Here is a 12,251-nt window from a genome sequence, read left to right on the forward strand (position 1 = left end):
AATTCGCCTTTGAAGCACCGCACGCCATAGCGCGCGGGTCTGCGCCCGATGCCAGCCCGATGTGCCAAGATGCGGTCAGAAATGCCTCGGATGCGGCCCTTGGGACCGCCCGGCTTGGCCTCACTTCGTTTCGCATGCCGAACCACACCCGCCGACAATATCATAATGATGCCTCGCGGGTCAGGATCACGGACGCCCCCGGTTCCTCGACGCGGTTGGCGCGGGTGCGGGTGTCAGGGCGGCGTGCAGCCGCGCGATGGCGGTCTCGGGCGCTGTGGCGTTCTGTATGACGAGGTCGGGCGTGTCGCGCGGCAGTTCTGCCGTGCGGGCAAGGCGCACGGCGATATCTGCAGCACTTTCGCGGCCGCGTGCGGCAAGGCGGGCGGCCAGTATTTCTGGCGGGGCGGTGATTTCGACCACGCGCAAGGCGGGACCAAAGGCGGCGCGCGCCTGTGGCAGGGCCGCGCGCGAACCGTTGGCCACCACGCTCAAGCCGGCTGCGAGCCATGGGCGCACCTCGGCCCCGATGCCGTAATGCAACCCGTGGCTGGCCCAACTGAGCGCAAAGGCCCCCGCCGCATCGAGCCGGGCGAAGGCCTCGAGCGTCACAGACAGATGCTGTTCCGCACCGCCGGGCTGGCAGGGCCGGGTGATGATGCGGCGCGCGATCATCACGCCGTCGTCCGGGGTCAGCCGCGCGGCCAGCCCGGCCAGCACCGTATCCTTGCCCGCGCCGGAGGGGCCGACAACGAGCCACAAATGCCCGGTCATTGCGCGGCCATCGCGCGCACGGGGGCCGCGCCAAAGCCATAGACCTGTTGGCCTGCCACCCAGGTTGCGATCACCGACAGCGCCGCGCCCTCGCTGCGCACGCGGATCAGGTCGGCGCGCAGACCGGGCGCGATGCGGCCCCGATCCGCCAGCGCCGCCGCGCGCGCCGGGCCAGCCGCCATCAGCGCCATCGCCTGCGGCCATGCCATGCCCATTTCGGTGGTCAAGACGCCGAGCGCGGGCAGCATCGCTTGCGGCGCGTAATCCGAGCAGAGCGCGCCCGCGACCCCCGCCGCAATCGCGTCCCGCGCCGAGAGCGCGCCCGATTGCGAGCGCCCGCGCAGTACGTTGGGCGCGCCGAAAAGCGTCACCAGATCCGCCGCGCAGCCTGCGCGCGCGGTGTCCAGATCGAGCGGGAATTCGCTGATCGTGGCCCCCAGCCCGGCCATGAAACCGACACGCTCGGCGCCCTCGTCATCATGACCCGCCAGCGCCACGCCATGCCCGCGCGCCAGTGCCGCAAGCCTTGTCATGCGGTCGGCGACATTCGCGGCCTCGGCCTGTTTGGTCTCGATCCGCTCGGCGATCTCGCCCGCGCTCTGGGCATAGACGCGGCTCAGATAGGCCCCGTAGGCGGCGGCGTCCTTGAACTGCCCTTGCCCCGGCGTGTGGTCCATGAAGGACAAAAGCGCCGCCACGCCCTGATCCAACAGCCGCGTCACCCGCGCCTCGGACCCGGCGTCGGTCACCTCGTAGCGGATATGCACGCGGTGATCGACGGCACCTGCAAAGCCGTGCAGCGCGCGGGCGAGCGTTTCGGCGAAATCCACATCGCGCACGCCCAATTCGCCCTCGGCAAAGCTGATGCCGTGATAGGCGGTGGTGACACCCGCCGCCGCCATGCGCCGGTCGATGGCATTCAGCGCCACGGGCAGCGGGAAGAACGCATTGGGGCGCGGCTCCACCTCTTTTTCGATCGCATCGCCATGCAGATCAATGAGGCCGGGCAGGATCAGATCGCCCTGCATATCCACCTGGAGCCCGCGCGCAGGCGCATCCAGCGCGGCGATCTGGCCATCCTCGATGGTCAGTGCACCGTGATGCAGCCCCTCGGGCGTTACGATACGGGCATTGCTCAGCGTGACGGTCATTCTGCCGCCTCCTCGAAGGCCTTGCGCTCGACCATGATGCGTTGATCGGCCAGCCGCTCGACAATCTCCATATCATGGAAAATCGCCACCATCGCGGTGCCGCCCGCCTTGGCGCGCTCGATCATGGCGCAGACCTTTTCGCGGCTGACCGGGTCAAGGCTGGCCGTCGGCTCATCGAGCAGCATCAGCCGCCCGCCCTGCGCAAAGCTGCGGGCGATGTTGACACGCTGCCGCTCGCCGCCCGAAAACGTCGCCGGGGTCGCATCCCAAAGCTGTTTCGGAATGGCCAGCGCGTCCAGCATCTCGGCGGCGACCTCATGCGCCTTTGCCTTTGCCACGCCCTGTTGCAACAGCGGGCGCGCCACCACGTCAAGCGTGGTCAGGCGCGGCAGGCAATGCAGGAACTGGGTGACAAAGCCGATCTCACTGCGGCGCAGCGCGGTGATCTGCGTTTCCGGCGCTTGCGCCAGATCGACCACGTCACCCGCTGCGGTGGTATAATTCACCACGCCTTCGGAGGGCACATAGCTGCGATAGATCGCCTTGAGAAGCGAGGATTTCCCCGCCCCCGACGGCCCCACCAGCGCGGCCAACTCGCCCGCGCGGATGTCAAAGGACACCCCCATGGCGGCGGGAATATGCTTGGCGCGGTCGTGCAGGTAAAAGCCCTTGCCAAGGCCCTTCACGGAAAGAATGGTATCGCTCATCGGACCCTCACAAGGCGCTGGAGACAAGTTGTTGCGTATAGGCGGCCTGCGGATCCTCGAGGATCTGATCGGTCAGCCCGGATTCGATGATGCGGCCGTATTTCATCACGATGGTGCGGGTGGTCAGATGGCGCACCACCCCCAGATCATGGGTGACGACCAGCATCGAGACGCCGGAATCTTCCTGCAATTCCATGATCAGATCGAGGATGCGCGCCTGCACCGACAGGTCCAGCCCGGTCGTCACCTCATCGAGAAACAACAGCGGCGCGCCGGTCGAGAGCGCGCGCGCGATCTGAACCCGCTGCTGCATGCCCCCCGAGAAATTGCGCGGCAATTCATCCATGCGCGCGGGCGGCACCTCGGTCCGCGCCAGAAGCGCGCGCGCCTTGTCGCGGATCACCGCGTAGCGCAGCTCATCCGACATCAAGAGCCGCTCGGCAATGTTGCCCCCGGCGGAAATGTCGAAATTCAGCCCCAGCGACGGGTTTTGATAGACCATCCCCATCGCGGTATCGCGCAAGCGGCGTTGTTGTGCCTCGTTCAGCGTGAACAGGTCATGCGCCCGCCCGTTCAGGTGATAGGTCGCGCGCCCCGATGTGGGCTGATCATCGAAATAGAGCATCTTCACAAGGCTGGATTTGCCGGAACCAGACTCGCCCATGATGCCCAGCACCTCGCCCTTGTGCAGGCGAAAGGAGGCCTCGGCCACCGCCACCACCGATCCGCAATAGGGGCAGATATTGGTGTCATGCTCTGGCCCCGTGGCCTCAAGGCAGCGGTCGCAGCCCTTGCCATGGATGCGGGTCAGGTTTTCTACGTCAAGGATCGGGGTCATTCTGCGGCCTCCCTCGCCGTCAGGCGGCTGTCGCAATACGCGGCATCCGAGCATTGAAAGACGCGGTTGCCACCCTCATCCAGAAATTCGTCCAGAAAGCTGTCATTCGCGCCGCAGCGGCGGCAGCAATGGCGCTTGCCGGTGGTGCGGTCGGTGAAATCCTCGACCTTGAACGGCACATCGCCAAAGGTGATCGGGATCGCATCGGTATGGGGCGGCACCGCATAGATGCGTTTCTCGCGCCCCGCACCGAAGAGATAGAGACACTCGGCCTGATGCAGTTTCGGCACGTCGTAGCGCGGGATCGGCGAGGGGTCGATGATGTAATGGCCATTGATCCGTGTCGGATAGCGGTGCGAAATGGTGATCTCGTCAAAGGCCACCATATCCTCATAAAGCTTGACCCACAGCCGCGCATAATCGGCGCGCCCGTGCATCCGGCGGCGCGTGGCGGCATTGGGTTCGACCAGCACCAGCGGATCGGGGTATGGCACCTGAAACACAAGAATCTGATCGTCGCGCAGGGGCTGTTCGGGGATGCGGTGGCGGGTCTGGATCACGCTCGCGGCCTCGGTCAGGGTGGTGCCGCTGACACCGGGGCAGGTCAGCGCGAAAAACGCGCGGATATTGGCGGCGTTCACGCTGTCATCGGCGCCCTGGTCGATCACCTTGACGCAATCGCGCGGCCCCAGAAGCGCCAGCGTCAACTGCATCCCCCCGGTGCCAAAGCCCCGCGCAATCGGCATTTCGCGGCTGGCATAGGGCACCTGATGGCCCGGAATGCACACCGCCTTGAAGATGGTGCGGCGCAACTCGCGCTTGGCATCCTCGTCAAGGAAGGCAAAGCCGTAATCGGCCCCGGCGTGCCCTTGCGCCATGGTGTCAGTTGGAAACATCACTTGCCTCCCCGGCCTTGTCGCGCGCAGCGCGCAGGCGATCCATATCTGATTGAAAGGTGACGTAATGCGGCATCTTGTAATGGGTGCAAAAGCCCATGCTTTCGATCCCATCCACATGCAGCAGCACGAATTCGGGGTCCTCGGAGGGGTTCTTGATGCTGCCCTTCTCGGCGGCGACGGATATGGCGCGATCCAGCACCGCCATGGCAATCGCCTTGACCTCGTTATGGCCAAAACACGCGCCGTAACCCAAGGTAAAGACCGGCGCACCCTCATCGGTTTTCTCGAACATGGCGACAATCTCGCATTCGGTGACCTGCACCTCGCCGATCTCGACCGGTTTGCCCGTCACCGGGTGCGGGGCCATCACCGGCAGGTAGCCCACGCGCAATTCGCCCACCGTGGGGTGAACATCGCCGTAGCCGCGCATGTTGGAATAGGCGAGCGCGAGAAGGCCGCCCGTCTCGCCGCGCGCCATGGTCGAGAGTTGCGCCGAACGCGGCACCGGAAAGATCAGCGGCTGGCGGGTGATGTCGAACGGCTCGGTGTCGTCCTGCGCCAGCGGCGGCAACAGCCCCTCTTCGCGCAAGGTATCCACCACCTTGGGAAAGGTCGTGGGGCGCGTCGCTTCGGGGCGGTTGCCGAACCAGTCGCGGGTGATCTGTTCAAACGTCTCGGCGCCCTCATCCATCAGATCGAACCGGAACAGGCGGTGCAGGTAATCGGGCGTCGCGCCCAGCATCTGCCCGCCGGGAATATCCTTGAACGCGGCGGAAATCCGGCGGGTGACGCGCATCGCGCGCGTGTCATGCGTGCCGGTCTCGCCCAGCCGAGGCTTGGTCGAGCGGTAGGCGCGCAGGAAAAACGACGCCTCAAGGCTGTCACCAAGGCTTTGTTTCAGCGCAAGCGCGGCAAGGCGCGGATGATAAAGCCCGCCTTCGGACATTACCTTTGTATGCAAGAGCGGCATCTGGCGTTCGATCTGGTCCAGCTCGATCGGATCGCCTGCCCCCATCGTGCGCAGCGCGTCCATGATGCGGGCGGACCCGGCAATCGCCTCTTCCCCGCCGCGAATGGCAACATAGGCCATGGCTCAGCCCTCCGTGATCTTGGTTGTGCGCGGCAGGATCGCCACGCGGGTTGCGTCCGTCAGCACCATGTCGCAGCCCATCGGGAAATCGGCGCACCACTCAGAGCGCGCGATCAACCAACCGGGCGCAAGGCCCGTGACATGCAGGGTGTTGGTGGTCTTGATGCCGGGGCCAGACAGGGTCAGGGGCCGGCCTTCGGTCAGGCTGTCCACCAGCAGAATGACGGTCGCACCACCCTCGGGCGCATCCAGCGTGCCGATGCGCGGGGTAAAGGTGGGGGACGTAGCCCCGGCGGCAAGGATAAAGCCCGCCACCTCGGGTGCTGCGCGCTGCGCGTCCAGAAACCGCCATGCGGTCTCGTCCAGCGTGCCGGTCAGATCGGCCAGACCTTGCGTGTTGTCGCAAAACGTGGCCAGCGCGGCCAGCGAAGCCGGGGCCTCGCCCAGATGCGCCGAGAGGTCTGCCAATGTGCCGGGGCGCGCAGCGGCGTCAAGGATCAGGCGAAACAGCGCCTGATGGTTGGCAGGCCGCCAGACAGGGGCCAGATCAAGCACGGTCATTCGTCTTCCTCCGACAAAAGCTGGAAATCGACGCGGGTGCGGTCCAGCACCAGCGCGCGGTCGGCCTCAAGGCGCGCGCGCGCGGCCTGTCCAGCGGCGATCAGCGCCTCGATCTCGGGGGCCTCAATCCAGTCGGCGGCCAGCGCCGCATCCAGCACCGCGATCCGCGTCACCCGCGCCAAGTCATCCGACATCAGCACCGCGCCGCCTTCGGCCGTGCGCCCGTCGCGGCTCAGGCGCAGATGCACCCGCGCCACCGGCACCTCGCCCAGATGGAACGCCGCCCCCGCCACGCTGTCGCGCAGGCGCATCAGCATCAGCCCTTCGCGCGGCGGTGCCATCGCCTCTACCTGCGCGCTATCAGTGATCCGCCCGGCCAGTGCGGCCAGCTCTGCGGGGTCAGCCGCGGCCAGCGCCGCGCCCCAGTCTTCTCTCTCCGGTCGTGTCATATCTGTCATCCAATCAATCTTGCGCGCAAGCGCGCCGCGACCTGATCCAGCACGAACACGGTGAGAAAGATCACCAGCAGGATCGTGCCGACATGGCCATAATCAAACGTATCGTAGCGGCCCTTGAGCTCCTGCCCGATGCCACCCGCGCCCACGAGACCGATCACCGCCGCCATGCGCACGTTGCGATCAAGGATATAGAGCGTATAGGCCACATAGGACGGTGCCACCTGCGGCAGAACGGCGGCGCGCAGCACCCGGAACTTGCCCGCGCCAAGCGCCGTCAGCGCCTCTTGCGGCTTGGGGTCGGCGCCTTCGATATCCTCGGCATAGAACTTGCCCAGAAACCCCGCGCCATGCAGGCCAAGCGCGAGATAGCCCGCAATCGCACCAAAGCCGAAACCCAGCACCAGAAACATCGCGATGATCAGTTCCGGCATCGAGCGCAGGAAACTGACAATGCCGCGGCTGGTAGAATAGGCAAACCGGTTGGGCGTGTAGTTGCGCGCCCCGAAAAACGCCAGCGGAACCGACAGCAGAACCGCGATGATCGTGGCCCAGACGGCAATCTCGAAGGTTTCGACCATTTTGGACAGCACCTTGATGAGATAGCCGAACGGATGCACCAGATATTCCCTGGTCTCGACCCGTGGTTCGGCCTGCAACGTATCGGCATTGAGGTGATAGGTGGTGACCTCGACCGTCTCGATGCGGGTGAACATCGGCAGGTTGTCGCGGTCGATATCGGTCAGCCGCGCCATTTCCTGCTTGTCGGCGACGACAAACGGGAACAGCGCGCCGATCATCCGGCCAAGGCCCTTGCCGACCTGGCTTTCCTCTTGCAATCCGACGCCCGCCAGCACCGCCTCGCCGGTCAGGCCCAGCATCTTGCCCACTTCCATGCGCTGCCCCGACCAGATCAACGCCAGCGCGATGCACAAAACCGCCAATGCGGCGCGCCAGTCATAGGGCGCGCGCAGATGCCACTCCGTGGCCGGGCGCGGATGCCCGCCGGTTTCAAGAATGGCCTCACGCATAGATCTTCTCCTTGGGTTCCGCGCCCGGCACGGCCAGACCTTCGTAAAGTTCGGCCTCGGCGCGGGCGTCAAACAGTGCTGGTTTGCCGTCGAATACGACGCGGCCCCTGCGCATCCCGATGATGCGGTCGGCAAATTCGCGCGCCAGATCGGTCTGGTGCAGGCTGCACAGCACGGTGGCGCCCTGTTCGCGGGCGGCCTCGCGCAAGAGGCCCAGAACCTCGCGGCTGATCGCCGGATCAAGGCTGGCCACCGGCTCATCCGCCAGGATGATTTCCGGCTTGAGCAACAGCGCGCGGGCAATGCCGACACGTTGCTGCTGCCCGCCCGACAGCGCCGAGGCGCGCCGCGTCAGATGCATTTCATCCAGGCCCACACGGGCCACCACATCACAGGTGCGTTGGCGCAGCGCGGGCGGATACCAGCCCAGCATGGCACGCCAGCCCGGCACCTCGGCCACGGCACCCGACAGCACATTGGCCGCGACGCTCACGCGGTCCACAAGGTTGAATTGTTGATGCACCATCGCCACCCGGCGACGGATGCTGTGCAGGGTTTTCGGCGTCAGCGCCGTGTCGCCCAGCACCATCTCGCCTTCGGTCAGATCGGTCAGCCCGTTCACCGCCCGCAGAAGCGTCGATTTGCCAGAGCCGGACGGCCCCAGCACGACACAGAATTCGCCGCGCGCAACATGCGCCGTCACACCGTCAAGCGCCGCGACGCCATCGGCATAGACCTTGCGCAAGCCCCGGAAGGAGAGGTGCGCCCGCACCTCTCCGCCGGTGGCCAGCGCGGCGTTGATGATCGCCGCGGCCGCCATCAGTTCGACGCCTTCTCGATGATCGCGTTGCGCAGATCGCCCGAGACCTTGGACAGCGTGGCAAGCGCCGGGGCCATCATGTCTTCGGAAATCGAGGCATCGTAGCGGTCCACCTGCTTGCCGCCATAGCCGCGGATCATTTCGGGGGTGACGCCGGGGGCCTCATGCACGGTGTTGAACGCATTGCGCAGGCTGGCCTTGACCTCGGCGGGCAGCTTGGTGGACATGGCCAGCGGCGGGTTGGGGATCGGGTCGGACTTGCCGATCACGATGATGTCGTCGACGCTGATGGTGCCCTGGTCGATCGCCTTCTCGAAGCTGGAAAACGACGCGGCAGCGGCCTCGACCTGGCCCTCGGACAGCGCCTTGAGGCTGTTGGCGTGGCTGCCGGTCATGCGGATCACCGACAGATCATTCACCGGATCAAGCCCCGCCGCCACGATCATCGCCACCGGATAGACGAAAGACGAGGTGGAATTGGCATCGCCAAAGGCCATTTCACGGCCCTTCAGATCGGCAACCGAGGTGATCCCGCTGTCCTTGCGCGCATAGATGCCCGAGAAATAGGTGGAATTGCCGTGGTTAACGTCCACCGCCAGCAATTCGGCACAGCCACGCTCCTTGGCGGGCAGGTAAGAGGCCGGGCCGAACCAGGCGATCTCGATCACGTCCGAGCAGATTGCCTCGATCACGGTGGCATAGGTCTGACCGACCTTGATGTCGAAATGCAGGCCGGTCGAGGCGGTCACCGCGTCGAACACCGGCTTGAAATCGGCCCTTGTGCCATCCTCGGTGCCGCCATCGGCAGGCACCAGCATGACGCGGTAGGGGTTGGCGGCAGAGCCATCGGCTTGTTGCGCGAAGGCTGCGGTGATAGACATCGCAGTTGCGGCTGCAGCCACAACGAGGGTCTTGAGAAGGGACATGGTTTCTTCCTTGGTTTGCGTTGAATGACTGGGGAGTCAGGGTTGTGGCCGCACCCAGGTTAAGGATGCGGCAGGATCGGCCACCGGCACCATGCCGAAGGTCGAAGGCGTAAGCGCATAGGCCCTGCGAGGGGCGACATGCGCTGTCTTGGTGCAAACTGCGATCGCCGCGAACGCGCACTCATTTGCCTTGGGTCTGCCCGTCACTGCGACGGAATATCGGCTGCGTGCGGGGGACATCTGCAATCTCCGAATCTGGTAATTGAGACATCTAGACGACTTGTGCGACACTTGCGTGACACGACCCCGAAACCTTACTCGGCGCGGCGGATTGTCAGCGCCAGCACCGGCAAAAGAACGACCAAAAACAACACCGTATAGGCCGCAGCCACCCGGATTTCGAGGTTGAGAAAACTTTCCAGAAGGCCCACCCCCACCGGGTGGCTGCGCGCCGAACTCAGGAACAGAGAGCCGTTGATTTCGGCAAAAGACATGATGAAGGTCATCGACCACGCCAAGAGAATCGAATTGCGCAGGTTGGGCAGGATCACGCGGGTGAAGATCATCCACTCCGACGCCCCCAGCGTGCGCGCCGCAGCCCCCAGCGTGGCCATGTCAAGCGCCAGCATCGCCGTCATCACCGGCCAGACAACAAAGGGGAAGGTCCAGACCAGATGCGCCAGCAGCAGGATCGTCCAACTGCCGATCAGGTGCGGATAGGCCAGCACAAGCCCCATCGCGACGATGATCGGCGGCAGCACGAGCGGCATCGCCATCACCGCCTTGATGATGGTCTGGCCGCGTTTGTGATCCTGCGCCAGATAGACCCCGAGCGAGACGCCCAGAACCAGATTGATCGCGCTGACCGCCAGCGCCAGTATCAGGCTGAACAGGATCTGGCTGTGCGCCACCGGCCAGATCTCGGCATAGGCCCCCAGCGACAGGCCCGACAGGCCCCGGCTGTCCCAGCGCGCGGTGAACGATCCCACCGCAAGAAAGGCCAACGGCACCACCAGAAGCGCGGCCGGTACCCAGACGATCCCCGGCTCCACCCCGCGCCAGAGCCGCTCGATGCGCGCCGCAAGCGGTTGGGGCTGTGCGCGGCGCAACATCTCTGTGCTTTGCGCGCTCATCCCCGCGCCCCCGCCGCCCGTGCCATCCCGGCGCTCTCGCCGTCCTTCAGCAGGGTCAGGTGCAGTATTTCGCCTTCGCGCAGGGCGGTATGTTTGGGCAGATCAACGCTCAATTCATGCCCCTCGGATGTCAGCCCCCGCACCCGGACACGATCGCCAAGATAGAGCCGCCGGGCGATGGTGATGGTGAAATCCGCCTGCGCGGCATTTGGGGCGCGCCCGGTATCCTCGGGGCGGAAAATCACCGGGGCCTGATCCGGACCCGTGCCGTCGCCCGCTTCGGGCAGCATGTTCACCGCGCCGAAAAAGCTCGCGACCTCGATATGGGCGGGCCGGTCATAAAGATCGCGCGGCGTGCCCTCTTGCAGGACGCGCCCCCCCGACAGCATCACGATCCGGTCGGCCAGCACAAAGGCATCGGCCTTGTCATGGGTGACCATGAGCGTGGTGATATCGAGCGGCTCCAGCATCTCGCGCAAGTCGTCGCGGATATTGTCGCGCAACACCGGATCGAGCGCCGAAAGCGGCTCGTCCAGCAGCAGGATTTCCGGCTCCGGGGCCAGCGCACGCGCCAGCGCCACGCGCTGCCGCTGCCCGCCCGACAAGGCATCAATCCGCCGGTCGGCATGTTCGGCCATGCGCACCCGCTCCAGCGCGACCAGCGCGCGCGCGTGGCGCTCACGGCGGCCAACGCCGCGCGTGCGCAGGCCGAACGCCACATTGTCGAGCACCGACAGATGCGGGAAGAGCGCGAAACTTTGAAACACGTAACCGATCCGGCGGTCAGCGGCATCAAGCGGCGTCACGTCCCGCCCGTTGAACAGCACGCGCCCGGCGCTTGGCTCGACCAGACCGGCGATGATGTTGAGCAGCGTCGTCTTGCCCGACCCGGACGCCCCGATCAGCGCCGTCACACAGCCGGGCGCAAGGCTCAGGTCGATGCCGCGCAGCACGCGCACGTCCTTGAAATGCTTTTCGATCCCTTCAAGCGTGATGGTCATCTTTATGTCTCCTTGGCGTGGCCTGCCGCGTCATGCGGTCTCGGTCCAGGATGGCCGACCAAAGGCCAGCCGCATGAGGGCGCTGAGAACAAGCGCCACAACCAGCATCAAAACCGCCATGACGGCGGCATTGGGGAAATTCAGGAACCCGGTGAATTCGCGATAGATCAGCGCCGGGAAAATCGTGATCGAGCGGGCAATCAACAGCGCCGGGCCAAAGGACGCCATCGCCAGCAGGAAGGAAAACACCGTCGCCTCGACCAGCGCCGGACGCAGCAGCGGCAGCACCACCAGCCAGGCCTGCGCAGGCCCGCGCCCACCCAAAGTGCGCGCCGCATCCAGAAGGCCCGGATCAATCTTGGCGACCGCCTCGGCCAGGATCAGCGCCGAGCGCGGGATCTGAAAGCTGAGATAGCACACCGCCAGCCCGAAGGCGGTAAAGGCCAGCCCGCGCGTGGCCTCGCTGCCCAAAAGCCACGCCTCCAGCAGCGCCAGCACACCGGCATTGCCCATCAGCACGATCATCAACATGCCATAGATGATGCCCGCGAAGGCGAAATTGATCTGGCTCAGCGCCCGCAACGTGCGTGCGCCGCTCTGCCCCCGCCCGATCCGCCAGGCAAGCGGCAGCGCCCAGAAGGAGGCCAGCGCCGAGGTGGCCAGGCAAAACAGCACCGTTTCGACAAGCGCGCGCATGAAATAGGCGTTGCCGAAGACCTTGCCGTAGGTCTCAAAGGTGATCTCGCCAGCCGCGCCGATGATGCTGACCCGCGCAACCGTGACCAGCGGCCAGACAAGCCCGAACCCCAGAACACCCAGCAGGGCAAGCGAAACGGCAAGGATGAACCAGCGCATGAAGCGATGCCTT

General features: G+C 65.5%; 14 protein-coding genes. All 14 read right to left on the reverse strand.

What is annotated here, in order from left to right; all coding sequences use genetic code 11:
• Window positions 1-186 precede the first annotated feature (186 nt).
• Entirely contained in the window at window positions 187-771 is a 585-nt protein-coding gene (phnN, locus tag ACSSV8_RS16460; protein WP_454283168.1) for a phosphonate metabolism protein/1,5-bisphosphokinase (PRPP-forming) PhnN, read from the reverse strand.
• Entirely contained in the window at window positions 768-1,922 is a 1,155-nt protein-coding gene (locus ACSSV8_RS16465) for an alpha-D-ribose 1-methylphosphonate 5-triphosphate diphosphatase (protein WP_454283169.1), read from the reverse strand. Before ACSSV8_RS16465 ends, phnN begins: the two co-directional genes overlap by 4 nt.
• The gene (locus ACSSV8_RS16470) at window positions 1,919-2,629 is read right to left on the reverse strand and encodes a phosphonate C-P lyase system protein PhnL (protein WP_454283170.1); all 711 of its coding nucleotides are present in this window, start codon (window positions 2,627-2,629) and stop codon (window positions 1,919-1,921) included. The genes ACSSV8_RS16465 and ACSSV8_RS16470 overlap by 4 nt, the downstream gene beginning before the upstream one ends.
• A 7-nt stretch (window positions 2,630-2,636) precedes the next feature.
• Window positions 2,637-3,467 (reverse strand): ATP-binding cassette domain-containing protein, encoded by an 831-nt coding sequence (locus ACSSV8_RS16475; RefSeq protein ID WP_454283171.1) that lies wholly within the window; start codon window positions 3,465-3,467, stop codon window positions 2,637-2,639.
• Entirely contained in the window at window positions 3,464-4,363 is a 900-nt protein-coding gene (locus ACSSV8_RS16480) for an alpha-D-ribose 1-methylphosphonate 5-phosphate C-P-lyase PhnJ (protein WP_454283172.1), read from the reverse strand. Before ACSSV8_RS16480 ends, ACSSV8_RS16475 begins: the two co-directional genes overlap by 4 nt.
• Window positions 4,350-5,456, reverse strand: a complete 1,107-nt coding sequence (locus tag ACSSV8_RS16485) for a carbon-phosphorus lyase complex subunit PhnI (protein WP_454283173.1) — start codon at window positions 5,454-5,456, stop codon at window positions 4,350-4,352. Before ACSSV8_RS16485 ends, ACSSV8_RS16480 begins: the two co-directional genes overlap by 14 nt.
• Window positions 5,457-5,459: 3 nt before the next feature.
• Window positions 5,460-6,017: a phosphonate C-P lyase system protein PhnH gene (gene phnH / locus ACSSV8_RS16490; RefSeq protein WP_454283174.1), complete on the reverse strand. Its 558-nt coding sequence runs from the start codon at window positions 6,015-6,017 to the stop codon at window positions 5,460-5,462.
• The gene (phnG, locus tag ACSSV8_RS16495; RefSeq protein ID WP_454283175.1) at window positions 6,014-6,466 is read right to left on the reverse strand and encodes a phosphonate C-P lyase system protein PhnG; all 453 of its coding nucleotides are present in this window, start codon (window positions 6,464-6,466) and stop codon (window positions 6,014-6,016) included. Before phnG ends, phnH begins: the two co-directional genes overlap by 4 nt.
• A 5-nt stretch (window positions 6,467-6,471) precedes the next feature.
• Window positions 6,472-7,503 carry a phosphonate ABC transporter, permease protein PhnE gene (phnE, locus tag ACSSV8_RS16500; RefSeq protein ID WP_454283176.1) on the reverse strand — a complete coding sequence of 344 codons (1,032 nt, stop codon included), beginning with the start codon at window positions 7,501-7,503 and terminating at the stop codon, window positions 6,472-6,474.
• Entirely contained in the window at window positions 7,496-8,323 is an 828-nt protein-coding gene (locus tag ACSSV8_RS16505; protein ID WP_454283177.1) for a phosphonate ABC transporter ATP-binding protein, read from the reverse strand. The genes phnE and ACSSV8_RS16505 overlap by 8 nt, the downstream gene beginning before the upstream one ends.
• The gene (locus tag ACSSV8_RS16510) at window positions 8,323-9,249 is read right to left on the reverse strand and encodes a phosphate/phosphite/phosphonate ABC transporter substrate-binding protein (RefSeq protein WP_454283178.1); all 927 of its coding nucleotides are present in this window, start codon (window positions 9,247-9,249) and stop codon (window positions 8,323-8,325) included. Before ACSSV8_RS16510 ends, ACSSV8_RS16505 begins: the two co-directional genes overlap by 1 nt.
• Before the next feature lie 314 nt (window positions 9,250-9,563).
• Complete coding sequence (locus ACSSV8_RS16515; RefSeq protein WP_454283179.1) at window positions 9,564-10,382, reverse strand: ABC transporter permease; 819 nt, start codon at window positions 10,380-10,382, stop codon at window positions 9,564-9,566.
• Window positions 10,379-11,383, reverse strand: coding sequence for an ABC transporter ATP-binding protein (locus ACSSV8_RS16520; protein WP_454283180.1), 1,005 nt, complete (start codon window positions 11,381-11,383; stop codon window positions 10,379-10,381). The genes ACSSV8_RS16515 and ACSSV8_RS16520 overlap by 4 nt, the downstream gene beginning before the upstream one ends.
• Before the next feature lie 30 nt (window positions 11,384-11,413).
• The gene (locus tag ACSSV8_RS16525) at window positions 11,414-12,238 is read right to left on the reverse strand and encodes a hypothetical protein (RefSeq protein ID WP_454283182.1); all 825 of its coding nucleotides are present in this window, start codon (window positions 12,236-12,238) and stop codon (window positions 11,414-11,416) included.
• Window positions 12,239-12,251: the final 13 nt, after the last annotated feature.

The organism is Roseovarius sp. MBR-79, assembly GCF_053628555.1.

Coding starts and splice junctions, on each gene's coding strand:
- ACSSV8_RS16510 (WP_454283178.1), bottom strand. CDS start 9,249: ATGTCCCTTCTCAAGACCCTCGTTGTGGCTGCAGCCGCAACTGCGATG.
- ACSSV8_RS16520 (WP_454283180.1), bottom strand. CDS start 11,383: ATGACCATCACGCTTGAAGGGATCGAAAAGCATTTCAAGGACGTGCGC.
- ACSSV8_RS16505 (WP_454283177.1), bottom strand. CDS start 8,323: ATGGCGGCCGCGGCGATCATCAACGCCGCGCTGGCCACCGGCGGAGAG.
- ACSSV8_RS16475 (WP_454283171.1), bottom strand. CDS start 3,467: ATGACCCCGATCCTTGACGTAGAAAACCTGACCCGCATCCATGGCAAG.
- phnG (WP_454283175.1), bottom strand. CDS start 6,466: ATGACACGACCGGAGAGAGAAGACTGGGGCGCGGCGCTGGCCGCGGCT.
- ACSSV8_RS16515 (WP_454283179.1), bottom strand. CDS start 10,382: ATGAGCGCGCAAAGCACAGAGATGTTGCGCCGCGCACAGCCCCAACCG.
- ACSSV8_RS16465 (WP_454283169.1), bottom strand. CDS start 1,922: ATGACCGTCACGCTGAGCAATGCCCGTATCGTAACGCCCGAGGGGCTG.
- phnE (WP_454283176.1), bottom strand. CDS start 7,503: ATGCGTGAGGCCATTCTTGAAACCGGCGGGCATCCGCGCCCGGCCACG.
- ACSSV8_RS16525 (WP_454283182.1), bottom strand. CDS start 12,238: ATGCGCTGGTTCATCCTTGCCGTTTCGCTTGCCCTGCTGGGTGTTCTG.
- phnH (WP_454283174.1), bottom strand. CDS start 6,017: ATGACCGTGCTTGATCTGGCCCCTGTCTGGCGGCCTGCCAACCATCAG.
- ACSSV8_RS16485 (WP_454283173.1), bottom strand. CDS start 5,456: ATGGCCTATGTTGCCATTCGCGGCGGGGAAGAGGCGATTGCCGGGTCC.
- ACSSV8_RS16470 (WP_454283170.1), bottom strand. CDS start 2,629: ATGAGCGATACCATTCTTTCCGTGAAGGGCCTTGGCAAGGGCTTTTAC.
- ACSSV8_RS16480 (WP_454283172.1), bottom strand. CDS start 4,363: ATGTTTCCAACTGACACCATGGCGCAAGGGCACGCCGGGGCCGATTAC.
- phnN (WP_454283168.1), bottom strand. CDS start 771: ATGACCGGGCATTTGTGGCTCGTTGTCGGCCCCTCCGGCGCGGGCAAG.